Origin of the sequence: Bosea sp. F3-2 (assembly GCF_008253865.1) — a bacterium.
GTDB lineage: Bacteria > Pseudomonadota > Alphaproteobacteria > Rhizobiales > Beijerinckiaceae > Allobosea.
This window is the reverse complement of the sequence record NZ_CP042331.1, coordinates 500,217-523,581: the sequence shown is the minus strand read 5'-3', so window position 1 is coordinate 523,581 and position 23,365 is coordinate 500,217. Positions and strand designations below refer to the sequence as shown.

General features: G+C 66.9%; 23 protein-coding genes. 17 read left to right on the top strand and 6 right to left on the bottom strand.

The window, feature by feature from the left end:
- The first annotated feature begins 181 nt into the window (after window positions 1-181).
- The 13 genes from FQV39_RS02540 (at window position 182) to rimO (ending at window position 11,857) form a co-directional block, all read left to right on the top strand.
- Window positions 182-538: a DUF2849 domain-containing protein gene (locus FQV39_RS02540; protein WP_149128879.1), complete on the top strand. Its 357-nt coding sequence runs from the start codon at window positions 182-184 to the stop codon at window positions 536-538.
- A 3-nt stretch (window positions 539-541) separates the two neighbouring features.
- Complete coding sequence (locus FQV39_RS02535) at window positions 542-2,212, top strand: nitrite/sulfite reductase (RefSeq protein ID WP_149128878.1); 1,671 nt, start codon at window positions 542-544, stop codon at window positions 2,210-2,212.
- Window positions 2,199-2,723, top strand: coding sequence for a DUF934 domain-containing protein (locus FQV39_RS02530; protein WP_248313212.1), 525 nt, complete (start codon window positions 2,199-2,201; stop codon window positions 2,721-2,723). Before FQV39_RS02535 ends, FQV39_RS02530 begins: the two co-directional genes overlap by 14 nt.
- Window positions 2,724-2,725: 2 nt before the next feature.
- Window positions 2,726-2,977: a hypothetical protein gene (locus FQV39_RS02525; RefSeq protein WP_149128876.1), complete on the top strand. Its 252-nt coding sequence runs from the start codon at window positions 2,726-2,728 to the stop codon at window positions 2,975-2,977.
- Window positions 2,974-4,425 (top strand): siroheme synthase CysG, encoded by a 1,452-nt coding sequence (gene cysG, locus FQV39_RS02520; protein WP_149128875.1) that lies wholly within the window; start codon window positions 2,974-2,976, stop codon window positions 4,423-4,425. Before FQV39_RS02525 ends, cysG begins: the two co-directional genes overlap by 4 nt.
- A gap of 194 nt (window positions 4,426-4,619) precedes the next feature.
- The gene (locus FQV39_RS02515; protein ID WP_149128874.1) at window positions 4,620-5,660 is read left to right on the top strand and encodes a sulfate ABC transporter substrate-binding protein; all 1,041 of its coding nucleotides are present in this window, start codon (window positions 4,620-4,622) and stop codon (window positions 5,658-5,660) included.
- Between the two features lie 12 nt (window positions 5,661-5,672).
- Window positions 5,673-6,566, top strand: coding sequence for a sulfate ABC transporter permease subunit CysT (cysT, locus tag FQV39_RS02510; protein ID WP_149128873.1), 894 nt, complete (start codon window positions 5,673-5,675; stop codon window positions 6,564-6,566).
- Window positions 6,559-7,449: a sulfate ABC transporter permease subunit CysW gene (gene cysW / locus FQV39_RS02505; RefSeq protein ID WP_149128872.1), complete on the top strand. Its 891-nt coding sequence runs from the start codon at window positions 6,559-6,561 to the stop codon at window positions 7,447-7,449. The genes cysT and cysW overlap by 8 nt, the downstream gene beginning before the upstream one ends.
- Window positions 7,450-7,473: 24 nt before the next feature.
- Complete coding sequence (locus tag FQV39_RS02500; protein WP_149128871.1) at window positions 7,474-8,520, top strand: sulfate/molybdate ABC transporter ATP-binding protein; 1,047 nt, start codon at window positions 7,474-7,476, stop codon at window positions 8,518-8,520.
- 125 nt (window positions 8,521-8,645) lie between these two features.
- A complete protein-coding gene (locus FQV39_RS02495; RefSeq protein ID WP_149128870.1) occupies window positions 8,646-9,083 on the top strand; it encodes an OsmC family protein in 438 nt (145 codons plus the stop codon).
- Entirely contained in the window at window positions 9,080-9,946 is an 867-nt protein-coding gene (locus FQV39_RS02490; protein WP_149128869.1) for a sulfurtransferase, read from the top strand. The genes FQV39_RS02495 and FQV39_RS02490 overlap by 4 nt, the downstream gene beginning before the upstream one ends.
- Window positions 9,947-9,965: 19 nt before the next feature.
- Window positions 9,966-10,433, top strand: coding sequence for a GFA family protein (locus tag FQV39_RS02485; RefSeq protein WP_149128868.1), 468 nt, complete (start codon window positions 9,966-9,968; stop codon window positions 10,431-10,433).
- A gap of 104 nt (window positions 10,434-10,537) precedes the next feature.
- The gene (gene rimO / locus FQV39_RS02480) at window positions 10,538-11,857 is read left to right on the top strand and encodes a 30S ribosomal protein S12 methylthiotransferase RimO (protein WP_149128867.1); all 1,320 of its coding nucleotides are present in this window, start codon (window positions 10,538-10,540) and stop codon (window positions 11,855-11,857) included.
- Between the two features lie 172 nt (window positions 11,858-12,029).
- Here rimO and FQV39_RS02475 read toward each other — a convergent pair whose 3' ends face one another.
- On the bottom strand, window positions 12,030-12,356 hold the full coding sequence (locus FQV39_RS02475) for a hypothetical protein (RefSeq protein WP_149128866.1): 327 nt from the start codon (window positions 12,354-12,356) through the stop codon (window positions 12,030-12,032).
- 218 nt (window positions 12,357-12,574) lie between these two features.
- Window positions 12,575-13,549: a quinone oxidoreductase family protein gene (locus FQV39_RS02470; RefSeq protein WP_149128865.1), complete on the bottom strand. Its 975-nt coding sequence runs from the start codon at window positions 13,547-13,549 to the stop codon at window positions 12,575-12,577.
- 135 nt (window positions 13,550-13,684) lie between these two features.
- Between FQV39_RS02470 and FQV39_RS02465 the strand changes: the two genes are divergently transcribed.
- On the top strand, window positions 13,685-14,857 hold the full coding sequence (locus FQV39_RS02465; protein ID WP_149128864.1) for a UbiH/UbiF family hydroxylase: 1,173 nt from the start codon (window positions 13,685-13,687) through the stop codon (window positions 14,855-14,857).
- Window positions 14,858-14,942: 85 nt separating this feature from the next.
- On the opposite strand, the gene FQV39_RS02460 is transcribed toward FQV39_RS02465, so the two are convergent.
- From FQV39_RS02460 to FQV39_RS02450, 3 genes are all read right to left on the bottom strand, one after another.
- Window positions 14,943-16,085: a CaiB/BaiF CoA transferase family protein gene (locus FQV39_RS02460; protein ID WP_149128863.1), complete on the bottom strand. Its 1,143-nt coding sequence runs from the start codon at window positions 16,083-16,085 to the stop codon at window positions 14,943-14,945.
- 8 nt (window positions 16,086-16,093) lie between these two features.
- Window positions 16,094-17,065 (bottom strand): AEC family transporter, encoded by a 972-nt coding sequence (locus FQV39_RS02455; RefSeq protein ID WP_149128862.1) that lies wholly within the window; start codon window positions 17,063-17,065, stop codon window positions 16,094-16,096.
- A gap of 172 nt (window positions 17,066-17,237) precedes the next feature.
- Entirely contained in the window at window positions 17,238-18,359 is a 1,122-nt protein-coding gene (locus FQV39_RS02450; protein ID WP_149128861.1) for an acyltransferase family protein, read from the bottom strand.
- A 322-nt stretch (window positions 18,360-18,681) separates the two neighbouring features.
- Between FQV39_RS02450 and FQV39_RS02445 the strand changes: the two genes are divergently transcribed.
- Both FQV39_RS02445 and hspQ read left to right on the top strand, forming a co-directional pair.
- Window positions 18,682-19,731: an HpcH/HpaI aldolase/citrate lyase family protein gene (locus FQV39_RS02445; RefSeq protein WP_149128860.1), complete on the top strand. Its 1,050-nt coding sequence runs from the start codon at window positions 18,682-18,684 to the stop codon at window positions 19,729-19,731.
- A 113-nt stretch (window positions 19,732-19,844) separates the two neighbouring features.
- Window positions 19,845-20,174, top strand: coding sequence for a heat shock protein HspQ (gene hspQ / locus FQV39_RS02440; protein WP_149128859.1), 330 nt, complete (start codon window positions 19,845-19,847; stop codon window positions 20,172-20,174).
- 292 nt (window positions 20,175-20,466) lie between these two features.
- On the opposite strand, the gene FQV39_RS02435 is transcribed toward hspQ, so the two are convergent.
- Window positions 20,467-21,267, bottom strand: a complete 801-nt coding sequence (locus FQV39_RS02435) for an invasion associated locus B family protein (protein WP_149128858.1) — start codon at window positions 21,265-21,267, stop codon at window positions 20,467-20,469.
- Window positions 21,268-21,535: 268 nt separating this feature from the next.
- Between FQV39_RS02435 and FQV39_RS02430 the strand changes: the two genes are divergently transcribed.
- Entirely contained in the window at window positions 21,536-23,362 is a 1,827-nt protein-coding gene (locus tag FQV39_RS02430; protein ID WP_149128857.1) for an extracellular solute-binding protein, read from the top strand.
- Window positions 23,363-23,365 lie beyond the last annotated feature (3 nt).

Genomic DNA, 23,365 nt, shown 5'->3' with positions numbered 1-23,365 from the left:
CCCGAGAATACAGAAAAACACACTATCTGATGTGAATTGAGCTATCGCCCGTCAATAGCGTAAAATCCTGTTCGGAAGACAGAACAGGGATGGATATTGCCGTGGCGATTCTGAACGTCATCAATCGACAGGGCCTGAGCCATCTCGACGGGTTGACGCTGACGCTCGCGGAGGCCGCGTGATGGCCGCCGCGACGAAACGCGTCCCGCTGCCGGCGATCCTGCTCGCCAACGACCTGCTCGACGGCGATGTCGTCTTCGCCACGATCGACGGAACCGGCGCCCTCGTCTGGACGCGCGACCCGGCACTGGCGGTTGTCGCGGCCGACGACGCGGCAGCCGAACGGCTGGAAACCTTCGCCGCCGCAGAGCTGCGCGGCAACAAGGTCGTCGATGCCTATCTGGTCGACGTGACGGTCGAGGGCGGCCGCCCGGTTCCGCGCCATTTCCGCGAGCGCTTCAAGACGCTTGGTCCCAGCAATCGTCCCGATCTCGGCAAGCAGGCCGGTGAAGGCATCGTGTCCGCGCCGAAGGGCTGATTCATGTATCGTTACGACGAATTCGACGAGCGTTTCGTCCGGGAGCGGGTGGCGCAGTTCACCGACCAGGTCGGGCGCCGCCTCGACGGCTCTCTGACTGAGGACGAGTTCAAGCCGCTGCGGCTCAAGAACGGCGTCTATCTCCAGCTCCACGCCTATATGCTGCGGATCGCCGTCCCCTACGGCACGCTGAATTCGCGACAGCTGCGCCAGCTCGCCCTGGTCGGCGAGAAGTACGACCGTGGCTACGGCCACTTCACCACACGCCAGAACCTGCAGTTCAACTGGCCGAAGCTGCGCGACATCCCAGCGATCCTCGGTCTGCTCGCCGATGTCGAGATGCATTGCATCCAGACCTCGGGCAACTGCATCCGCAACGTGACAGCCGACCACTTCGCAGGCGTCGCGCAGGACGAGATCGAGGACCCGCGCCCGACCGCCGAGCTGATCCGGCAATGGTCCTCGGCCCATCCCGAGTTCAGCTACCTGCCGCGCAAGTTCAAGATCGCAGTGACTGGCGCCGAGCATGACCGCGCTGTGATCAAGGCGCACGACATCGGGCTGAGGCTGCGCCGCCATCCGGATACCCACGAAATCAGCTACGAGGTCAGCGTCGGCGGCGGGCTCGGCCGCACGCCGATGATCGGCAAGGTGGTGCGCGACTATCTGCCGAAGCAGGATCTGCTCGCCTATCTCGAGGCGATCATGCGGGTCTACAATCTCGAGGGCCGGCGCGACAACAAGTACAAGGCGCGCGTCAAGATCCTCGTCCACGAGATCGGCGCCGAGGAATTCACCCGCCGTGTCGAGGCCGAGTTCGCCCAGCTCGACGGCCCTTCGATCAATGCCGACCCCGACGAGGTCGCCCGGATCGCTGCCTATTTCGCGCCGCCGCGCTACGAGACGCTGCCGGCCGTCAGCAACACGCTGGAAGCGGCCAGGGCGACCAACCTGGCCTTCGCCCGCTGGGTCGAGGTCAATACCGCGCCGCACAAAGTGCCGGGATACACGGCGCTGACGATCTCGCTGAAGCCGCTCGGCCAGGCGCCAGGCGATGCCACCAGCGAGCAGATGCGCCTCGTTGCCGATCTGGCCGAGCGCTATTCCTTCGACGAGCTGCGCGTCACCCATGCGCAGAACCTCGTGCTGCCGCATGTGCGCCAGCGCGACCTCTTCGCGATCTGGCAGAAGCTCGGCGAAGCCGGTCTGGCGACGGCCAATGTCGGCCTCGTCACCGATATCATCTCCTGCCCCGGCCTCGATTATTGCGCACTGGCGACGGCGCGCTCGATCCCGATCGCACAGGCGATCCAGCAACGCTTCGCCGACGAGGCGCGCCAGCGCGAGATCGGGCCGCTCGGCATTAAGATCTCCGGCTGCATCAATGCCTGCGGCCATCACCATGTCGGCCATATCGGCATTCTCGGCCTGGAGAAGCGCGGCATCGAATCCTACCAGATCACCCTTGGTGGCGACGCCACCGAGAACGCCGCGATCGGCGAGATCCTCGGTCCCGGCCTCGCCGCCGAGGAGGTGCCGGATGCGATCGAGCGGATCGTCGCCGTCTATCTGGCCGAGCGGATCGAAAGCGAGAGCTTCATCGACAATGTCCGCCGTATCGGCCTCGGGCCGTTCAAGGCCGCGTTCCAGGAGACCGCCCGTGCCGCTGCTTGACCGGAATGGAAACCGGGAAGATCGCTGGACCCGCAGCGAGGGCGCCGCGATCGGCAATATCCCGGCCGCGCTGGTGCCTTGGGAGGCGCTGGCGGAGGCACTTGAGGCACGAACGCCCGATCAGCAGATCGGCGTGATCCTGCCCAACTCCGTCCCCTTCGCCGCGCTCGCGCCGTTCCTGCCGCGGCTCGCGCTCGTCGCCATCGCCTTCCCCGCCTATTCGGATGGGCGCGGCTTCAGCTTGGCCCGCCAGATCCGGCGCGCCGGTTTCGCGGGTGAAATCCGCGCCAGCGGCCCGCTGATCGCCGACCAGTTCGCCTACGCCCTCTCCTGCGGCTTCGACACGATCGAGCTGCCGGAGGCGAGCGCCGCCCGCCAGCCCGTGCCGCAATGGCTGCATGCGCGGGAATCGTTCAGCGCCACTTATCAGCGAGGCTATGGCGAGGCCGGGCGCAACGTCCTCGACCAGCGCCGGGCGGCGAGAGCCGCGGCGCCCATCGCGGCGGAGTGAGCATGATGACCTCGACCGCCACGCACAGCTCCGTCGAACGCCCCGGCACCACCGCGGGCATCGGCGAGGACGGCCTTCACGCCGAGTTCGAGGCCCTGCTGCCCCGTCAGCCTGCGAGCGAGGCGCGCGGGCGCTGGTTCGATCTTTGCTTTCGCCTTATCATCCTGGCACTGGCCGCATTGTGGCTGCTGACTCCACCAGCGGGCGGCGAGCGCAGTGCGGCGGATGAGAAGGCCGTAGCGACCACGCAATGACCGACAGACAGCCCCAAACCACCGCGGCCCGCATCGAGCCGCTGGCGACGCTGCCGCTCTTCCACAAGCTCGACGGGCGCAGGGTCGTGCTCGCCGGTGCGACCGAGGGCGCGCTGTGGAAGGCGGAGCTGCTGGCAGCCACCGGGGCGGAGCTTCATGTCTTCGCCAACGGCGAGCCGGAGCTGTTCGCGGGGCTGTCGCAGGGCGAGGTCCGCGTGCACCTCCACGATCGGGCCTGGCAGGCAGACGACCTCACTGACGCGGCGATCGCCGTGGCCGATCTCGACGATTCCGACGAGGTCCGCGCTTTCGTTGCCGCAGCCCGGCAGGCGGGTGTCCCGGTCAACATCGTCGACAAGCCGGAATATTGCGATTTCGCCTTCGGCGCGCTGGTCAACCGCTCGCCGCTGATCGTCGCCGTATCCACCGATGGCGCCGCGCCGGTCTTCGGCCAGGCGATCCGTACCAAGATCGAGGCGCTGCTGCCGGCCGGTCTGAAGAACTGGGCACAGGCCGCGGCCGACTGGCGCCCTTCGGTCCAGGCTCGCGAACTGCCCTTCACGCTGCGGCGCGCCTTCTGGGAGCTCTTCGCCGGCAAGGCGATGGCTGAGCCAGAGCGCACGCCAAACCCACAGGACGAGGCGGAGCTCTTCGCGCGGCTTTCGCAGATCGAGGCGGCGCATGACGGCAAGGGCCGCGTCACGCTGGTCGGCGCCGGACCGGGCGATCCCGAACTGCTGACGCTGAAGGCGATCCGCGCCCTGCAGAGCGCCGATATCATCCTCTACGACGATCTCGTCTCGCCGGGCGTGCTGGAGCTGGCGCGGCGCGAGGCCAAGCGCATGCTGGTCGGCAAGACCGGCTACGGCCCCTCGGTGAAGCAGAGCGACATCAACGCGCTGATCGTCTCGCTGGCAGTGCAGGGCAAGCATGTCGTGCGGCTGAAGGGCGGCGACCCCGGCATCTTCGGACGCGCCGGCGAGGAGATCGAGGCCTGCCAGGCCGCCGGCATTCCCGTCGCGATCGTGCCGGGCATCTCGGCAGCGCAGGGCGCGGCCGCCTCGCTCGGCCTCTCGCTGACCCATCGCGACCATGCGCGGCGCCTGCAATTCGTCACCGGCCATTCGCGCAAGGGCGATTTGCCGGATGATCTCGACTGGCGCGCCATGGCCGATCCCGCCGCCTCGACCGTGATCTACATGGCGCGCGCCACCCTGTCCGGCTTCCGCGAGCGCGCCATCGCCGCCGGGCTCGACCCGCAGACGCCGGCCGTCGCCGTGCATTCCGCCACCCGCCCGGACGAAACCCGCATCGCCGCGACCATCGCGACATTGCCGGAGCGGCTCGGCGAGCTGCCGGCGAGCGGCCCCGTCCTCGTCCTGCTCGGCCACGCCTTCGGCCCGGCCCTGGCCGAGGCGAATCCGGCCGAGGACCGTCGCCGTGCCTGACGTGGGCCCGGCCTCATAGCTGGGTGGGAACGCCGTCGCCGGAGATGCGTTTTCTCCTCCGGCGCCCAAGTTTGGAAGGCGCACATTGCGCCAGGCCATTGAGAAGAGGCCGACAATTCAGTACGTTTCGTTTGTTTTTCAGAACGGGCTGAAGCTTGAACCGAGCTTCGCCGTGAACGCAACGGAGCCCTGACATGACGCGACCCGTGTTTCGCCGCCTTCTCCGGGCCGGGCTTGTTCTGGGGGCCTTCACGGTCTGCTTCGGCGTCGTCGCCGGGGCCCGCGCCCAGACCGAGCTTCTGAATGTTTCCTACGACCCCACCCGTGAGCTCTATCGCGACATCAACGCGGCCTTCCTTGCCGAGTGGAACGCGAAGAACCCCGACAAGAAGATCAGCACCATCCGCCAGTCGCATGGCGGTTCCGGCGCGCAGGCCCGCACCGTCATCGACGGGCTCAATGCCGATGTCGTGACGCTGGCGCTGGCCGGCGACATCGACGCCATCGCCGAGCGCTCGAAGAAGCTGCCGCTCGACTGGCAGGCGCGCCTGCCGCACAACTCCTCGCCCTACACCTCGACGATCGTCTTCCTCGTCCGCAAGGGCAATCCGAAGGCGATCAAGGATTGGGGCGATCTGGTGAAGCCGGGCGTGCAGGTCATCACGCCGAACCCGAAGACCTCGGGCGGTGCGCGCTGGAACTATCTCGCCGCCTGGGCCTATGCCGAGAAGACTTTCAACAAGGACGAGGCGAAGGTGCGCGACTACATCGCCAAGCTCCTCGCCAATGTCCCGGTGCTCGACACCGGCGCGCGCGGCGCGACCACGACCTTCACCCAGCGCGGCATCGGCGATGTCTTCCTGTCCTGGGAGAACGAGGCCTTTCTCGCCCTGAAGGAGTTCGGCGCCGACAAGTTCGACATCGTGGTACCGAGCCTCTCGATCCTGGCCGAGCCGCCGGTCACGCTGGTCGACGCCAATGTCGACACCAAGAAGACCCGCGAGCCGGCACAGGCCTATCTCGAGTTCCTCTACACGCCGAAGGCGCAGGCGATCATCGCTCGGAATTTCTATCGTCCGCGCAATCCGGAGGCCGCCGACAGCAAGGACATCGCCAACTTCCCGAAAGTCGAGCTGGTGACCATCGATAGCGTCTTCGGCGGATGGAAGAAGGCGCAGCCGGCCCATTTCGGCGATGGCGGCACCTTCGACCAGCTCTACAAGCCGGCGCGCTAAAGGGTCCTGTGCATGACGGCGACGACGACCTTCCGCTGGCGCGAGCCCAGCATCCTGCCCGGCTTCGGGCTGGCGCTCGGCGTCACCGTGACGGCGTTGTCGCTGATCGTGCTGATCCCGCTGGCGGCGCTCTTCCTGAAGGCTGCCAGCGCCGGCCCCGCCGATATCTGGGCAGTGGCGACTTCCCCGCGCACGCTGGCAGCGCTCAAGCTCTCCTTCACGGCCGCGCTGTTCGCGGCGCTGATCAATGCCGTGTTCGGCCTGATCCTGGCCTGGGTGCTGGTGCGCTACGAATTTCCCGGCCGGCGCCTGATCGACGCAGCCGTCGATCTGCCCTTCGCGCTCCCGACAGCGGTCGCCGGCATCTCGCTGGCGGCGATCTATGCGCCGAACGGCTGGGTCGGCTCGCTGCTCGCGCCGCTCGCCTTCCGCTTCTCCATCCCGTTCACCGATCTCTCCTTCGGCTTCGACGGCAAGGTCGCCTATACGCCGCTCGGCGTGATGGTGGCGCTGATCTTCATCGGCCTGCCCTTCGTGGTGCGCACCTTGCAGCCGGTGCTGGAGGAGCTGCAGAGCGATGTCGAGGAGGCGGCGGCGCTGCTCGGCGCCAGCCGCTTCAGGACGATCTTCAGGGTGATCCTGCCGCAGGTCGCGCCGGCGCTCATGACTGGCTTTGTGCTCGCCTTCGCGCGGGCCGTCGGGGAATACGGCTCGGTGATCTTCATCGCCGGCAACGTGCCGATGGTCTCGGAAATCGCGCCCCTCCTGATCGTGATCCGGCTTGAGCAGTTCGACTATGCCGGAGCGGCCGTGGTGGCGACGACGATGCTGCTGATCTCCTTCGCATTGATCCTCGTAGGCAACCTGATCCAGGCCCGCGCCTGCAGGAGGTTCGGCGATGTCTGACGCCATACTGCCCTCCGCCGCCGCGACGCAGCCACCTCGCAGCACCAGCCGCGCGCGCGGCGAGAGCCTCGGCGTGCAGATCGTGCTGATCGCGGTCTCGCTCACTTTCCTGCTGCTCTTCCTGCTGCTGCCGCTCGTCACGGTCTTCGTTGAGGCCAGCGCCAAGGGCTGGGAAGCCTATCGCGCCGCGATCACCGAGCCCGATGCGCTGTCGGCAATCCGGCTGACGCTGCTCGTCGCGGCGATCGCGGTGCCGTTCAACATGGTCGTCGGCATCGCAGCCGCCTGGGCCATCGCCAAGTTCGAGTTCCGCGGCAAGCACCTGCTGATCAGCCTGATCGACCTGCCCTTCTCGGTCTCGCCGGTGATCTCCGGCCTCGTCTTCGTGCTGCTCTTCGGCGCGCAGGGCTATTTCGGCCCGTGGCTGCAGGCGCACGACATCAAGATCGTCTTCGCGCTGCCGGGGCTGATCCTGGCGACGGTCTTCGTCACCTTCCCCTTCGTGGCGCGCGAGCTGATCCCGCATATGCAGTCGCTCGGCTCGGCCGATGAGGAGGCGGCGCTGACGCTCGGCGCCTCGCCCTGGCGCGTGTTCTTCGCGGTGACGCTGCCGAACGTGAAGTGGAGCCTGTTCTACGGCGTCCTGCTCTGCAACGCTCGCGCGATGGGCGAATTCGGCGCGGTCGCGGTCGTCTCGGGCAAGATCCGCGGCCTGACCAACACCATGCCGCTGCACATCGAAATCCTCTACAATGAGTACATGGGCGCGGCCGCCTTCGCGGTGGCCTCGCTGCTGGCGGGCCTGGCGCTCGTCACCCTCGTGCTCAAGACCCTGCTGGAATGGCGCTACGGCGATGCGATCGCCGCCAGCCGCCGCCACTGACCCCGCGGACGAAGGAGCTGGGCCATGTCGGTCGCCGTCACCATCGAGACCATCGAGAAGCGCTTCGAGAACTTCCCGGCGCTGCGCGGCGTCTCACTCGACATCCAACCGGGAGAGCTCGTCGCGCTGCTCGGCCCGTCGGGCTCGGGCAAGACCACGCTGCTGCGCCTGATCGCCGGGCTGGAACAGGCCGATCGCGGCCGTGTCCTCTTCGGCGAGACCGATACGCACGACCTTTCCCTGCGCGACCGGCGCATCGGTTTCGTCTTCCAGCAATATGCGCTGTTCAAGACGATGAACGTCGCCGAGAACATCGCCTTCGGGCTGAAATCCCGGCCGCGTCACGAGCGCCCGAGCAATGATGAAATCCGCAAGCGCGTCAACGGCTTGCTGGATCTCGTTCAATTGCCGGGTCTGGAGAAGCGCTATCCCAGCCAGCTCTCCGGCGGCCAGCGCCAGCGCGTGGCACTGGCGCGTGCGCTCGCCATCGAGCCGCGCGTGCTGCTGCTCGACGAGCCCTTCGGTGCGCTCGACGCCAAGGTCCGCAAGGATCTGCGCGCCTGGCTGCGGGATCTGCATGGCCGCACCGGTCACACCACCGTCTTCGTCACCCACGACCAGGAAGAGGCGCTGGAACTCGCCGACCGTGTCGCGATCCTGAACGAAGGGCGCATCGAGCAGGTCGGCTCGGCCGACGACGTCTACGACCACCCGGCGACGCCCTTCATCTGCGAGTTCCTCGGCGAGGTGAACAAGCTGCCGGTCAAGGTCGTCGGCAGCCAGGCCTTCTTCGGCGACCGGCCGGTGCTGGGCGGATTGTCGCAGAACCAGGGTGGCCCGGCCTCGCTCTATGTCCGGCCGCAGCATCTGCGCATCGTCGACGAGACGCCGCTGGCCCTGCCCGGCGTGGTCGAGTACCTGCGCCGCAACGGCCCGCTGCGCCGGGCGGAAGTGGCGGTCGAGGGGCTGAAGAAGCGCCTCGACGTCGATCTCGCCAGCCAGGTCGCGCCGGCGATCGGCGAGCGGGTCCGCCTGCGCATCGCGCATGGCAATCTGTTCGCCGCCGCCTGACCCGGCATTCTTCGACATCGGGCGGTGCCGAAAACCGGTTTCCACTTTTCGGCCCGATGCCATAGCCTCCCCGACGAATCCGGGCGGCGCTTCGCCGCCGGTCCTCGATCCGGAAGGAGATCGCGATGAAAGCACGCGCGAAATGGGTGGAAGGCATGGCCTTCATGGGCGAGGCCAGCAGCGGCCATGCCGTGATGATGGACGGCGCCCCCGAATATGGCGGGCGCAATATCGGCATCCGGCCGATGGAGATGCTGCTGATCGGGCTTGCCGGCTGCACCGGCTTCGACGTCGTCAGCATCCTCAAGAAGGGCCGTGAATCGGTCACCGGCTGCGAGGTCGAGGTCGAGGCCGAGCGCGCCACGACCGATCCGAAGGTCTTCACCAAGATCCATCTCGCCTACCGCATCACCGGCAAAGGCCTGTCCCACGCCAAGGCGGAACGCGCCGTCACATTGTCGAAGGAAAAATACTGTTCGGCTTCGATCATGCTCGGGGCAACGGCCGAGATGAGCTACAGCCTCGATGTGATCGACGAACTGCACAAGGAGGCTGCTGAATGAGCAGGGCTGAACTCGCAGGGCTGATCTCGCCGGAAGCGCTGGCCGCGCGGCTCGGCGGCGAGAACCTCGTCATCATCGACATCCGCACCGCCGCCGATGGCGGCAAGGACGCCTTCGAGACCGGGCATATCCCCAGCGCGGTTCACTCCGACTACGCAGCCGATGGCTGGCGGGCGAAGATCGGCAATGCCCCTGGCATGCTGCCGCCGCTCGACCATCTTGCGGGGCTCGCAGGACGGCTCGGAATCAGGCCGCATGACGACGTCGTCATCGTCCCGGCCGGCACTGCCGCGACCGACTTCGCCGCGGCGGCGCGGGTCTATTGGACGCTGAAATTCATCGGCCACGGCCAGCAGGCGATCCTCGATGGCGGCTTCAAGGGCTGGACCGCCGATCCGCAGCGGCCGGTCGAGCGCGGCCCTTCCGCGCCGAAGAGCGCAGACTCCTATCCCGTCGTAGCGCAGCAGGGCCTGCGCAGCACGACCGACGCCACCCTTGTCGCCGCGCGCAGCAAGCAGGCGAGCCTCGTCGATGCGCGCGGTCCCAGCTATTTCGAGGGGCGCGAGAAGTCGGCCGAGGCGACGCGCGCCGGCCATATCCCCGGTGCGATCCAGCGGGACTATGCCGGAGCCTTCGAACCGGGCAGCGGCAAGCTCAAGGCGCAGGGTGAGCTGGAGAAGCTCTTCGCAGCGGTGCCGCAGGGGCCGGTGGTCTCCTACTGCAACACCGGCCATTCCGCCGCGGCCAACTGGTTCGTGCTGTCGGAGGTGCTCGGCCGCGACGAGGTCGCGCTCTACGATGGCTCGATGACCGACTGGACGCAGGATCCGGAGCGACCGGTCGCGACCGGCGCCGCGGCCTGAAGCGGACGGCGGGAACCCGATGGCGGGCGACTGGAAGCTTCCCTGGGCCGGCGGATGCCGCTGCGGACGGACGCGGATCTCCATCAGCGCGCCGCCGCTTCTCGCCTCCGCCTGCCATTGCCATGGCTGCCAGCGCATGTCGGCGAGCGCCTTCTCGCTGACGCTGGCCGTGCCGGCCGCGGGATTCGCCGTCACGCAGGGCGAACCGGTGCTGGGTGGTCTCAAGGGCGCGACGCGCCATTTCTTCTGCCGGTACTGCCTGAGCTGGATGTTCACGTGCCCGGAACAGCTCGACGACCTCGTCAACCTCCGCCCGAGCATGCTCGACGACCATGGCTGGTTCGCGCCCTTCGTCGAGGTCTGGACCAGCCACAAGCTGCCCTGGGCCACGACCTCGGCAGCCCACAGCTTCGCGACGCAGCCCGATTTTCCGGCCTATGGCGCGCTGATGGCGGAGTATGCCGAGAAAGGCGCGCGGCCCGGTTGAGCGGCGCGACATTGCCAAACAGACTGAAAAGGTTCAAAGGAAGCGCCGTTTCCGTGCTCCGACGCGGCAGCCTCTCCTTCACAGATTGACCGAGCCATCAGCCGATGAACGCCGTCGCGCCGAAAATCTCCTTCGTTTCGCTGGGCTGCCCGAAGGCGCTCGTCGATTCCGAGCGGATCATCACCTCGCTGCGCTCGGAGGGCTATGAGCTCTCCAAGAGCCACGCTGGCGCCGACCTCGTCATCGTCAACACCTGCGGCTTCCTCGACAGCGCCAAGGCCGAGTCGTTGGAGGCGATCGGCTCCGCGATGGCCGAGAACGGCAAGGTCATCGTCACCGGCTGCATGGGCGCCGAGCCTGAGCAGATTCGCGACGTCTTCCCGAACGTGCTCGCGATCACCGGCCCGCAGGCCTATGAGAGCGTCGTCTCGGCCGTGCATCAGGCGGTGCCGCCGAAGCACGACCCCTTCGTCGATCTCGTGCCCGATCAGGGCGTGAAGCTCACGCCGCGGCACTACGCCTATCTCAAGATTTCAGAGGGTTGCAATAATCGCTGCACCTTCTGCATCATCCCGAAGCTGCGCGGCGACCTCGTCTCGCGGCCGATCGGCGACGTGCTGCGCGAGGCCGAGAAGCTGGCCAAGGCCGGCGTCAAGGAGCTGCTGGTGATCTCGCAGGACACCAGTGCCTACGGACTCGACATCAAATACGCGCCCTCGATGTGGAAGGATCGCGAGATCCGCACCCGCTTCTTCGAGCTCGCACGCGAGCTCGGGCAGATGGGGATGTGGGTGCGCCTGCACTACGTCTACCCCTATCCGCATGTCGACGAGGTCATCCCGCTGATGCAGGAGGGGCTGGTGCTGCCCTATCTCGACATCCCCTTCCAGCACGCCTCGCCCAGCGTCCTCAAGGCGATGCGCCGGCCGGCCCACCAGGACCGCACGCTCGACCGCATTCGCAAGTGGCGCGACATCTGCCCGGACCTCGCCATCCGCTCGACCTTCATCGTCGGCTTCCCCGGCGAGACCGAAGAAGATGTGCAGTTCCTGCTCGACTGGCTGAAGGAAGCAAAGCTGGAGCGCGTCGGCTGCTTCAAATACGAGCCGGTCAAGGGCGCGCCGGCCAACGACCTCGGCCTTGCCCTCGTCCCCGAGGAGGAGAAGGAGGCGCGCTGGCACCGCTTCATGAAGGCGCAGGCCGAGATTTCCACCCGCATCGTCAAGGGCCGCGTCGGCAAGCGCATCCCGGTCATTATCGACGAGGCCGGGCCGACCGTCGCCAAGGGCCGCTCGAAATGGGATGCGCCCGAGATCGACGGCAATGTCTATGTCGCGAGCCGCCGGCCACTTCGGCCGGGCGACATCGTCACGGTGAAGATCGAGCGTGCCGACGCCTATGACCTGCACGGTATCGCGGTCTGAGCCCTACGAACGCCGCTCCGCTGCGTCTGGCCTTTGAAGAGAACCACGCCGTCATTCCGGGCTTGACCCGGAATCCATCATAGGGCTCTGGCGCCTCTCGATGGATTCCGGATCGGCGCTGCTTCGCAGCTTGTCCGGAATGACGGATTCTTTGCGGGGAAATGGAGCACCTTCAGTTGAAAGCGCAGAGGCGGCGGATGACGCGGCCGTTGCGGTCGCGCGCCGTGCCGAGGCTGCTGCAGGCATCGCCTGCGGGAGCTGCGTCGACCGGCCCGGATTTCGGCGGCTCGGAGCAAATGCCGGTCGTGCAGCCGGTCTCGGCGTAGCGCAGGCGAAGCGCGTTGGGAACGCGGACGCGTCCCTGGTCTGCGCCCTGCAGGATCGCATCAGCATGCGCCGCGGATTGCCCGCCGGTTCCTCTGGCCTGCTGGGCCAGCGCGACGCCCGAAAGGGCCAGAACCGCGAACAGGAAAACGGTGGTCCGAAACTTGGTCGACATGAACGTCGAGTCCCGAATGGTCGCCAGCATGCGCTGGCAACCATTCGTCGCGGCATTTCTCGCCTGGGTTCATGCTCCGCAAAAAAATGCGCCCAGTTGCCCGGGCGCATGGTGTGACTGTTAACCGACGTCATGCTCGGGCTTGACCCGAGCATCTCGGAAACCAGAGTCCTCTGGTCATGGGATTCTCGGGTCAAGCCCGAGAATGACGACCTTGGTCAGGGAATCAGCACGGTCGAACCGGTAGTGCCGCGCGATTCCAACAGGCGATGGGCGTCCGCCGCATCCTTCAGCGGGAAGGTCGCGTTGACCGGAACCTTGACCTTGCCGCTCGTGACGGCTTCGAACAGGTTCTTCGCCATCGCGACCATGGTCTCGCGCTTGGCAGTGTGCGTGTTCAACGTCGGCCGCGTGACATAGAGCGAGCCCTTGGCCGACAGGACGCCGAGGTTGAAGGCATCGACGGCGCCGGAGGCATTGCCGAAGGACACCATCAGGCCAAAGGGCTTCAGCGTGTCGAGCGACTTCATGAAGGTGTCTTTGCCGACGCCGTCATAGACCACGTCGCAGAGCTTGCCGCCGGTGATCTCCTTCACCCGCGCCGGGAAGTCCTCCTCGCGATAGTTGATGACGTGGTCGGCGCCGTGGGCCTTCGCCAACTCCGCCTTCTCCTTGGAGCCGACGGTGCCGATCACCGTCGCGCCCAGCGCCTTGCCCCATTGGCAGAGGATGAGGCCGGTCGCGCCAGCGGCGGCGTGGACGAGGATCGTGTCGCCTGGCTTCACCTTGTAGGTCCGGTGGAGCAGATACTCGGCGGTCAGGCCCTTGAGCATCATGCTGGCCGCGGCCTCGTAGGAGATGCCCTCCGGCAGCGCAACGACCGAGGCCGCCGGTACGATCCGTTCCTCGGCATAGGCGCCGAGCGCCGAGACGACCGCGACACGATCGCCCGGCTTGAACTCCGTAACGTTCGGGCCGACCGCGAGCACCTCGCCCGCACTCTCATTGCCCAGGGTGAACGGCAACTGCGGAGCGGGATAAAGGCCCGAGCGGAAATAGGTATCGATGAAGTTGAGGCCGATTGCCCCGTTCCGCATCAGGATTTCGCCGGGACCCGGCTGCGGCAAGGTGACGTCCTCGAACTGAAGAACGTCCGGACCGCCGGTCTTATGGGCGCGAATGGCTTTGACCATGAATGGCATCTCCCTTGGATGGATGGCCGACCATAGTTCATCGCGCGGGAAAGCTGCATCCTTGCCGAACGCAGAACGCACCTTGCGACTTTGCGGACCGTGGCCAAGACGCAGCTCATCGGCTAGCGAAGAACCATGAGCACGCACACCGCCGATCCGGTCGATATCGCCATCGTGGGCGCGGGCGCCGTCGGCCTCGCAGCCGCGCTGGCGCTGAGCCGCGAAGGGCGCAGCGTCGCCCTGCTAGGCCCGGTCGCGACGCCCCGCGATGGGCGCACCGTGGCGCTGCTCGACGGCTCCTGGCGCCTGCTGGCCGAGCTCGGCGTTCAGGATGCCCTGCTCGCCAAGTCGGCGCCGCTTTCGCTGATGCGCCTCGTCGACGACAGCGGCAGCCTGTTCCGCCAGCCACCGGTCGAGTTCCGTGCCTCCGAGATCGGGCTGGAAGCTTTCGGCTGGAACATCGAGAATGCCGATCTCACCACGATCCTGGCCGACAAGGTCGGCAAGCTCCCCGGCCTGCGGATGATCCCGGGCTTCGTGCGCGCCATCGAACCGGAGGCCGACGGAATCCGCCTCTCCGGTGATGGTTTTGCACTGCAGGCCCGGCTCGTCATCGGCGCCGACGGGCGCAATTCGCAGGTGCGCGCCGCGGCCGGCATCGAGAGCCGGGACTGGCGCTATCCGCAGGTGGCGCTGACGGGGATCTTCGAGCACCGCCGCGACCATCGCGAGGCCTCGACCGAATTCCACACGCGTCAGGGGCCCTGCACGCTTGTCCCCCTGCCCGGGCGCCGCTCCTCGCTGGTCTGGCTGCTCGAACCTTCGGAGGCAGAGAACATCACCGCGCTCGACGATGCGGCTTTCGCCCTGCGGGTCGAAAGGCAGGTGCAGTCGCTGCTCGGCGCGATGACGGTGAGCGGGCCGCGCGGCAAGGTCCCGATGGGCGGGCTCTCGGTTGACCGCTTCGGCGCCGACCGCATGACGCTGATCGGCGAGGCCGCGCATGTCTTCCCGCCGATCGGCGCGCAGGGGCTCAATCTCGGCCTGCGCGACGTCGCGGCGCTACGCGACGCGCTCGAAGGCGCTTCGGACCCCGGCAGCGAAGCGGTGATCGCGGCTTACGATGCCGCGCGACAGACCGACGTCCGGCTACGGACCGGCGCCGTCGATGCGCTCAACCGCACCTTGCTGACCGATCTGCTGCCGGCCGATCTGATGCGCGGCGCGGGGCTGCTGGCGCTCTCGCAGATCGGGCCTCTGCGGCGCTTCGTGATGCGGCAGGGGCTGGCGGGCGGTGCGGGGCGCTGAAAACTGAGCGTCATGCTCGGGCTTGACCCGAGCATCTCCTGCCGGGGGAGGCTCCTGTTTTTCTGTCGGCCAGAGATTCTCGGGTCTACGCTTCGCTTCGCCCGAGAATGACGGCCTGCAGCACCCTACTCGTGTCCGCTCCACTGGCAGCGACCTTCCGCAGCCCCTCCGCCCGCTCCCGAAACACCGGCGCCAGCGGCAGCGGCGTCGAGACGATGCGCCGACCACCCGGCTCCTCGACCTGCGCGTCGAGCAGGCCGCGGGCCGTCATCTGCGGATCGGATACCGCCTCTTCCAGCGTGCGGACCACGGTGCAGCAGCAATCCAGCGGCTCGATCACGGTGCGCCAGTGACTGGCACTTTCCCGCGCAATGATCCGCGCGATCGCGGCGCGGGTCGCCTCGGGATCGCGACGGTCGTCACGCAGCCGCTCGTCGAGGCCGATGCCCTCGCAGAAGCTCTGCCAGAACTTGGGCTCGAGCGCCCCAACGGCGAGGAACCAGCCATCGGCGGTGGCGTAGAGCCCGTAGCGCGGGCTCGCTCCGGTCAAGAGTCCTTCGCCGCCATCGGGGAAGGAGCCGGTGACCTGGCCCTGCGCCAGCCCGTACCAGGCGAAGGTCGGCATGGCATCGGCCATGGCGATGTCGAGATGGCAGCCCTCGCCGCTGCGCTCGCGCTGCCTGAGCGCCAGCAGGATGTTGAGCACGGCCGGCATGGTGCCACCGGCGATATCGGCGACGAGGGGCGGCGGCAAGGGCGGCGTCTCGCCACGCTTGAGCGACTGGCCGAGCAGGCCGCCAAGCGCCTGATAGTTGATGTCGTGGCCGGCCTCCTGCGCGCGCGGGCCGTGCTGGCCGTAGCCGCTGATCGAGCAGTAGATCAGGCACGGGTTGAGGGCCTTGAGCGCCTCATAGCCGAAGCCGAGTCGCTCCATCACGCCCGGCCGGAACTGCTCGATCAGGATATCGGCCTTCGCGATCAGCGGAGTGAGCCGCGCCAGCGCATCCACAGCCTTGAGGTCGATCTCGACGCTTTCCTTGCCACGGTTGAGCACCGCGAAGGGCGCCGCCGTCTCGCCGAAGCGCGGCGGGAAGCCGCGCATGTCCTCGCCGCCCGGCCGCTCGATCTTGATGACGCGGGCGCCGGCCTCGCTCAGGAACAGGCTCGCCAGCGGACCGGGCAGGAGCGTCGAGAAATCGAGAACCAGCAGATCGTCCAGCGGCAGCATCCGGTACCTCAATGGAAGAGATCAGCCGTTATCCTGCCCGTCTTCACCAGCCACAGGAAGCCCGGCAGCGTGATCATCGAGACGATGGTACCGACGAGGATGCAGGCCGAGGCGCGTTCGACGCCCACGCGGTACTGCGTCGAGATCACGAAGATGTTCAGCGCCGGCGGCAGCGCCGCCATGATGATCGCGGCATAGATCCAGTGCGCCGGGATGCCGCCCACCGCCGACAGCAGCACCCAGACCAAGAGCGGGTGCAGCAGGAGCTTGATCGCGACCAGCCCCGGAACCTCGGCGGGCATCGTCTTCATCGGCCTGAGCGCCACCGTGACGCCGAGCAGGAAGAGCGCGCAGGGCGCAGCCGCCTGCGAGAGCCACAGCACTATCCGGTCTATCGCCGTAGGCAGCTCAAGCTTGAAATAGCTCGCCAGCACGCCGGCCAGCGTCGCGACGTTGAAGGGATGACTCAACACCCGCCAGATCACCTCGCGGCTGGTGGCGAGCACGCTCTTCTTCTCGACACCCGCGACGGCCATGAGCAGGGGAACGAGCGAGAACAGCAGGACGCTGTCGAAGACGAAGATCAGCACGACGGGCGCGCTGGCCTCCGGCCCGAGCGCCGCCAGGATCAGCGGCGGGCCCATATAGCCGATGTTGGAATAGGCCCCGGCGACGCCCTGCATCACCGCCTGCGGCATGTCGCCCTTGTTGTGCTTCAGCCCGAGCGCGAAGGAGAGGCAGAAGGCGCAGAAGGTCGCCGTGGTCGTGCCGGCGATGAACTTCCAGTTGGCGAGCTCGCTCAGCGGCTTGTCGGCGATCAGCCGGTAGAACAGCGGCGGCAGCGCGACATAGATCAGGAAGAACTGCAGCCAGGCGAGCCCTTCCTCGGGCAGCTGCTTGTAGCGGCCAATGGCGAAGCCGAGCAGGATCAGCCCGAAGAAGGGCGCGACCAGATTGAAGATGTTGAGAAGGTCGGCCATCGGGAAGCGATCGATCCTGGCATCAGGGCGGCCAAGGGGCCGGACGATCCGCGGATGGCTCCATTTTCCTCGACGGCCCGGCGAGCCGGGTTGACGCTCGCCGTCCCGGAAAAAGACGAAGAAACACAAGACAATCCAACTGATCGGCCCCGAGCCTAAATCGCGAAGGCGATCAGTTGGCAATCCCTTCCTTCCGCCGTGCGCCATGCCCTGACAGCAGGGCGGCCGGCATGCCTGGCACCAACCGTGTCAGAACGGATTTCGTCCAGCTCTGGGCGGGGCGTTCGAAGAAGCGCCAGATCAGATAGGAGGCAACGACCATCCCCAGCGTCACGACGACCACCAGCGGCAGGGGCTGCATCGCCGAGCCAACCTGATTGAAGACCACATAGCCGATGTGCTGGTGGAGCAGGTAGAGCGGATAGGTCAGCCCACCGACCGCCAGCATCAGGCGGGACGGCAGGGGCGTCTGCGGAAACCGGATCGCCGCAGCCACGATCGCGATGATCGCGATGCAGGCCGCCGCCACCACGGTGTCGCTGTAGCCGACCTGATAGTGCTCCCGGCTCCATTGCGCGAGCTGCAGCGACTGGTAGATCGCGACGACAGTGCTGAAACCGAGCAGGACAATCGTCTTCCGGCGGTAGCCATCGCGGAAGGCGGCATAGAGGAGCAGTCCGGCACAGAAGAAGGCGCTCTGATCGGTCAGGACGAGATAGCGCATGACGCCGCTGGAGATCGTCGCCCGGTCGATGACGGAGATCAGCAGCCAGCCGACGACGATCGCCGGATAGTTGGCACGCTTGAACAGCCCCATGGCCATGAAGGCGAAGACCCAGGCGTAGAAGACCACCTCGTAGAAGATGGACCAGTAGGAGCCGTCCAATGCCTCCTGGCCAAGCAGCGCCGGCTTGATGATCAGATTGGCCGCCCATTGCATGGCCGTCGCATGCAGGCGCGGACTGCCGAAAGCCACCACCGCCAGGAAGGTGACGGTCATGCACAGGAGAAAGGTCGGGTAGATGCGTGCGAAGCGGGCAATGCCAAACTGGGTCGGCGTCCGCCCCTCGGCGGAATAGGCGATCACGAAACCGCTGATCACGAAGAACAGCTGCACGCCGAGGTAGCCGTATTTGAGCACCGCCTCATAGCTGGGGAGCGCGACATCGGTCAGATCGAGCGTCAGGCCCCGAAAACCGAAGTGGAACAGCGCGACTGAAAGCGCGGCCAGGAGGCGCAGCGCATCCAGCGTCTCGAGACGCAGGTGGAAAGACTGGCTGCGGGGGTCGGTCATAGCGGCCGCATGTCGCTCCATGCAATGGCCGCACCGGGTTTTCGCGCGAACCGAACGCAATGTAGTCGATAAAATCCGTTCTATCGGCAGAAAGAGCGGCGATGGTTACCGCGCCTGCCAGGATCGCCCCGAACGGCTCCTCTTGGCCAGCCAGCGGCGCTGAGCGCCGCATCGCCACCGAAGGACCATATGCCTAGGTAAATTTACCCACCAGGATCGATAGGAATATTGGCTTAGGCACAATATCCTAGCAGTCGTCAAAAGCATCATGGACGCCCTCGGCAACCTGGTTCACATTGCTGCAACGCAACAGGAGCCGCCGATGACGACCAAGACGCCGCGCCAGTTCTTCCGTCCGCTCGCGATCGGCGCACCGGATCCTTATCGAGAGCTGCCACTCAGGCTCGAGCGCATGATCCATTTCGTGCCGCCGCATCTGGAGAAGGTCCGCGCCAAGGTCGGCGAGCTCGCCCCCCAGGTCGACATCGTGCTCGGCAATCTGGAGGACGCGATCCCGGTCGAGGCCAAGCAGGCCGCCCGCGATGGTTTCATCGCCATGGGCAAGGCGGTGGATTTCGGCAAGACCGGCCTGTGGACCCGCGTCAATGCGCTGAACTCGCCCTGGTTCCTCGACGATATCACCGCGATCATGGCCGAGATCGGCGGCAAGCTCGACGTGGTGATGGTGCCGAAGGTCGAGGGGCCGTGGGACATCCACTATGTCGATCAGCTCCTCGCCCAGTTCGAGGCACGCCACGCCCTGCCGAAACCGATCCTGATCCACGCCATCCTGGAAACGGCGGAGGGTGTGAAGAATGTCGAGGCGATCGCGACCGCTTCGCCGCGCATGCACGGCATGAGCCTTGGCCCCGCCGACCTTGCCGCCTCGCGCGCCATGAAGACGACACGGGTCGGCGGCGGGCACCCGGAGTACAAGGTGATCGCGGACCCCTCCCCCGATGGCGGGCCGCGCGCCGTCGCTCAGCAGGATCTCTGGCACTACACGCTCGCCAAGATGGTCGATGCCTGCGCGGCCGCAGGGATCAAGCCGTTCTACGGCCCCTTCGGCGATTTCGCCGACGGCGCCGCCTGCGAGGCGCAATTCCGCAACGCCTTCCTGCTCGGCTGCGCCGGTGCCTGGACGCTGCATCCCTCGCAGATCGACATCGCCAAGCGCGTGTTCAGCCCCGACCCGGCCGAGGTCGCCTTCGCCAGGCGCATCCTTGAGGCGATGCCGGATGGCTCCGGCGCCGTGATGATCGATGGCAAGATGCAGGACGACGCCACCTGGAAGCAGGCCAAAGTGATCGTCGATCTCGCTCGCCAGGTCGCGGCCCGCGACCCCGATCTCGCGCAACGCTACGGAATGTGATGGGACAATACGGGGTGATCGATTGATTTCGACGCATTTACGACGCATTGCTCTCGCAAGGGCGGCGAGAACGTAAGCCGGCGGCGGATCGGCCGGCTCAGTATGGATGAGTCATGGAAGCGCGTTCGGCCAAATTCCGGATCGGGCAAGTGGTCAAGCACCGCATCTACCCGTTCCGCGGCGTGATCTTCGACGTCGACCCGGTCTTCTCCAACACCGAGGAATGGTGGGAGGCGATCCCGGAGAACATGCGCCCGTCGAAGGACCAGCCCTTCTATCATCTCTTCGCCGAAAACGAGGAGACGGAATACGTCGCCTATGTCTCCGAGCAGAACCTCGTCAGTGACGATTCCGGCGCGCCCATTCGCCATCCACGCGCCAAGGAGTTCTTCCGGCGCGACCGGAAGGGCCGCTACCGGATCGATCATACCGAGCTGCACTGAGGCGGCGAAGCTCGGGTATCCCGCCGCCCCCCACCGGAAATATCCTCGTCATTCCGGGGCGGGCCGCAGGCCCGAGCCCGGAACCCATGACCACGACGGCCCGTCATAACGGCGCCGGCCCGACGAGTCCTATCATCTAACGCCGTGTTCATGGGTTCCGGGCTCTTCGCTCACGCGAAGCCCCGGAAAGACGGCTTGGTTCCCTCGGAACAGACTCCCGCAACGGAGCCATAAACGCAAAAGGCCGGCCCCCAAGGGCCGGCCTTTCGATTTCGTGTTCCGACTGCGCCTATCAGGGCTTGGGCGGGGTCGCCGGAGCAGCACCGGGGGCAGGCATCGCGCCCGGCGCCGGAGCAGCACCCGGGGCCGCATTGGCGCCGCCGGCGCCAAGGCGCTGACGCAGCTCTTCCTGGCGCTTGGCCAGTTCGTCCTGAAGCTGCTTCTGCTGCTCCTCGAGCACCTTCGGATCGATCGGCGCGCCGTCGAAGCCCTTGGCGAAATCGGCGAGCGGGATGGCGAAGGTCACCTCGCGGGCGCCCTGGTTCTGAACGCTGATGTTGAGCGTCGTGCCCTTCTTCATCGCGTTGATGAAGTCGTCCTTGACCTGCGCCTCGGCGAAGCAGCCATTCGGGAAGCAGATCGCGTAGCGGCCGCCGGTCGGCTGGGCGTTGTCCACGCCGAAGCGGATGCCGGGCTGCAGCAGCAGGCCGAGCGGCATCAGGAAGCGCACGATCTTGTTCGGGTCGCCCTTCACGTCATAGACGGCGGCGGCCAGCACCGGCTGACCCTGATCCGAGACGAAGTCGCGGGTGGTGTAGCAGATTTCCTTGTTGGCGGCCTGGTCCTTGCCGCAGACCTTGGTCCAGCTCGTCTGGGACGGCTCGGGCTTGACCTGGACGACGGTCGGGCCGCTGGGAGCGGCGCCGGGCTGCTGCGCCGGGGCGGCAGGCTGCTGAGCCGGCGGGGCTGCAGGGCGCTGGGCCGGAGCCGCGGGGCGCTGGGCCTGCGCGAAAGCCGCGACGGGCGCGAAGCCGACCGCCGCGCTGAGAACCAGCCCTAGAGCAGACGATGACAGGCGAAACGAAGCGGACATTCTCTGTCTTTCCTTATCAGGCGAATTCGGGGATTACGACTTCGCAAGCCGCGCGTCACCGCCGACGGCCCAATCGCATGACGACGCCGGCCATAGCAAGCCGTGCACATCAAGGGCGATTGAGGCGTTTGAATGACACCCGGTCTCGCCTTTAGCGAGTTCGCGCGTCGGTTTCCAGCCCGAATAGCTGCGTGACGGCCGGCGGCCCATGCTATTCTTACGTAGGGAATCAGGTCTTACGATGGATTTTTGCCGATCGCCCTTGGCGATGAGCCGCCGCAGGGTCAACATGATGCTCGCCTTGAGTCCGCTCGCCCTGCTGGCGCGCGGCGGCTCGGCCTTGGCTGATTCGGCCCCGGTGCAGCACGCCATAGCGATGCACGGCCAGCCCGCCCTGCCCCCAGGTTTCGCCCACCTTCCCTATGCGGACCCCAAGGCCCCGCGCGGCGGGCGGATCATCTTCGGCATCCAGGGCACCTTCGACAGCCTGAACCCGCTGATCGTTCTCGGCGTCGCGCCCGATGCCGTGCCGAGATATGTGCAGCAGAGCCTGCTCTTCCGCTCGGCCGACGAGCCTTTCACCGCTTATGGCCTGCTGGCCTCGCGGGCGGAGCTCGACGCCGATCGCAGGAAGCTCGCCTTCGAGATCGACCCTCGCGCAACCTTCTCGGACGGCGCGCCCGTCACCGCCCCGGACGTGCTCTTCACGGTCGAGATGCTGAAGACGAAGGGCAAGCCCTTCCATCGCTCCAGCCTTGCTCGGATCACCAAGGCGTCGGCGCCTTCGCCGAAGCGGGTCGAGTTCGAGCTCGGCGACGGCTCAAATCGCGAATTGCCGCTGGTGATCGGCGCGCTGCCGATCTTCGCCAAGCACGCGACCAATGCCGAGACATTTGGCGATACGAGCTTCAAGCCGGCGCTCGGTTCCGGCCCTTATGCGGTCAGCGAGGTCCGGCCGGGCGAATCGCTGACGTTGAAGCGGCGGAAGGATTTCTGGGCCGAGGATCACCCGCTGACCCGCGGCCTCTTCAATGCCGACGAGATCCGCTACGACTTCTACCGCGACTCCAACGCCCTGTTCGAGGCGTTCAAGGCCGGGCTCTACGACGCCCGGCTCGAAGGCGATCCGACGCGCTGGATGACCGGCTACGACATCCCCGCGGTCCATGACGGGCGCATCACCCGCCAGACCCTGCATTTCGACACGCCCAAGGGGATGACGGGCCTCGTCTTCAACACACGCCGCCCGGTGTTCTCCGACGTCCGGGCGCGCGAGGCGCTCGGCCTGCTGTTCGACTTCGAATGGGTCAACCGCAACCTGTTCCATGGCGTCTATCGACGCGCCGGCAGCTTCTTTTCCGATTCGCCGCTCTCCGCCCTCGGCATCCCCGCCGATGCGCGCGAGAAGGCCTTGCTCGCCGCTTTTCCTGATGCGGTACGCGAGGATATCCTGTCAGGCACCTGGAAACCCTCGGAAACAGATGGGTCGGGCCGGGACCGCGAACAGGCGCGCAAGGCGCTCGACCTGCTCAGGGTGGCCGGCTACGCGCTGCAGGACGGGGTGCTGCGCAACGGTAAGGGCGAACCCTTTACCTTCGAGATCACCGTGACCAGCCGCCCGCAGGAGCGGCTGGCGCTGAACTATGCGCAGTCGCTCGGCCGCCTCGGCATCACGGCCAATGTCCGGCTGATCGACGACGTCCAGTACTGGCGGCGGCTCTCGGCCTTCGATTTCGACATGATCCAGTGGACCTGGCCGGCCTCCGCCTCGCCCGGCAACGAGCAGATCGGGCGCTGGGGTGCAGCGAATGCCGAGCGCAAGGGCTCGCTCAACTATGCCGGGGTGAGATCGCCCGCCGTCGATGCGGTGCTGCAGGCCCTGCTCGGCGCCCGCGAGCGGGAGGATTTCGTCGCCGCCGTGCGGGCGCTCGACCGGCTGCTGCTGTCGGGCTTCTACGTCGTGCCGCTCTACTACCTGCCCGACACCTGGCTCGCCCTTGCGCGGGACGTGGTGATGGCAGGGCGCCAGCCGGCCTATTTCCTCTCCAATGAAACGCTGGCGCGCCTCCCGGCCACGCCGGCTCCGGCGAACTAGGGT

Bases quoted from the DNA above. Each gene is read 5' to 3' on its own strand.
- FQV39_RS02515 (WP_149128874.1), top strand. From the start codon at position 4,620: ATGACGCGACCCGTGTTTCGCCGCCTTCTCCGGGCCGGGCTTGTTCTG.
- FQV39_RS02535 (WP_149128878.1), top strand. From the start codon at position 542: ATGTATCGTTACGACGAATTCGACGAGCGTTTCGTCCGGGAGCGGGTG.
- FQV39_RS02500 (WP_149128871.1), top strand. From the start codon at position 7,474: ATGTCGGTCGCCGTCACCATCGAGACCATCGAGAAGCGCTTCGAGAAC.
- FQV39_RS02490 (WP_149128869.1), top strand. From the start codon at position 9,080: ATGAGCAGGGCTGAACTCGCAGGGCTGATCTCGCCGGAAGCGCTGGCC.
- FQV39_RS02495 (WP_149128870.1), top strand. From the start codon at position 8,646: ATGAAAGCACGCGCGAAATGGGTGGAAGGCATGGCCTTCATGGGCGAG.
- cysW (WP_149128872.1), top strand. From the start codon at position 6,559: ATGTCTGACGCCATACTGCCCTCCGCCGCCGCGACGCAGCCACCTCGC.
- FQV39_RS02455 (WP_149128862.1), bottom strand. From the start codon at position 17,065: ATGGCCGACCTTCTCAACATCTTCAATCTGGTCGCGCCCTTCTTCGGG.
- FQV39_RS02525 (WP_149128876.1), top strand. From the start codon at position 2,726: ATGATGACCTCGACCGCCACGCACAGCTCCGTCGAACGCCCCGGCACC.
- FQV39_RS02450 (WP_149128861.1), bottom strand. From the start codon at position 18,359: ATGACCGACCCCCGCAGCCAGTCTTTCCACCTGCGTCTCGAGACGCTG.
- FQV39_RS02470 (WP_149128865.1), bottom strand. From the start codon at position 13,549: ATGGTCAAAGCCATTCGCGCCCATAAGACCGGCGGTCCGGACGTTCTT.
- FQV39_RS02430 (WP_149128857.1), top strand. From the start codon at position 21,536: ATGAGCCGCCGCAGGGTCAACATGATGCTCGCCTTGAGTCCGCTCGCC.
- FQV39_RS02435 (WP_149128858.1), bottom strand. From the start codon at position 21,267: ATGTCCGCTTCGTTTCGCCTGTCATCGTCTGCTCTAGGGCTGGTTCTC.
- FQV39_RS02540 (WP_149128879.1), top strand. From the start codon at position 182: ATGGCCGCCGCGACGAAACGCGTCCCGCTGCCGGCGATCCTGCTCGCC.
- rimO (WP_149128867.1), top strand. From the start codon at position 10,538: ATGAACGCCGTCGCGCCGAAAATCTCCTTCGTTTCGCTGGGCTGCCCG.
- hspQ (WP_149128859.1), top strand. From the start codon at position 19,845: ATGGAAGCGCGTTCGGCCAAATTCCGGATCGGGCAAGTGGTCAAGCAC.
- cysG (WP_149128875.1), top strand. From the start codon at position 2,974: ATGACCGACAGACAGCCCCAAACCACCGCGGCCCGCATCGAGCCGCTG.
- FQV39_RS02460 (WP_149128863.1), bottom strand. From the start codon at position 16,085: ATGCTGCCGCTGGACGATCTGCTGGTTCTCGATTTCTCGACGCTCCTG.
- FQV39_RS02475 (WP_149128866.1), bottom strand. From the start codon at position 12,356: ATGTCGACCAAGTTTCGGACCACCGTTTTCCTGTTCGCGGTTCTGGCC.
- FQV39_RS02485 (WP_149128868.1), top strand. From the start codon at position 9,966: ATGGCGGGCGACTGGAAGCTTCCCTGGGCCGGCGGATGCCGCTGCGGA.
- FQV39_RS02465 (WP_149128864.1), top strand. From the start codon at position 13,685: ATGAGCACGCACACCGCCGATCCGGTCGATATCGCCATCGTGGGCGCG.
- FQV39_RS02445 (WP_149128860.1), top strand. From the start codon at position 18,682: ATGACGACCAAGACGCCGCGCCAGTTCTTCCGTCCGCTCGCGATCGGC.
- cysT (WP_149128873.1), top strand. From the start codon at position 5,673: ATGACGGCGACGACGACCTTCCGCTGGCGCGAGCCCAGCATCCTGCCC.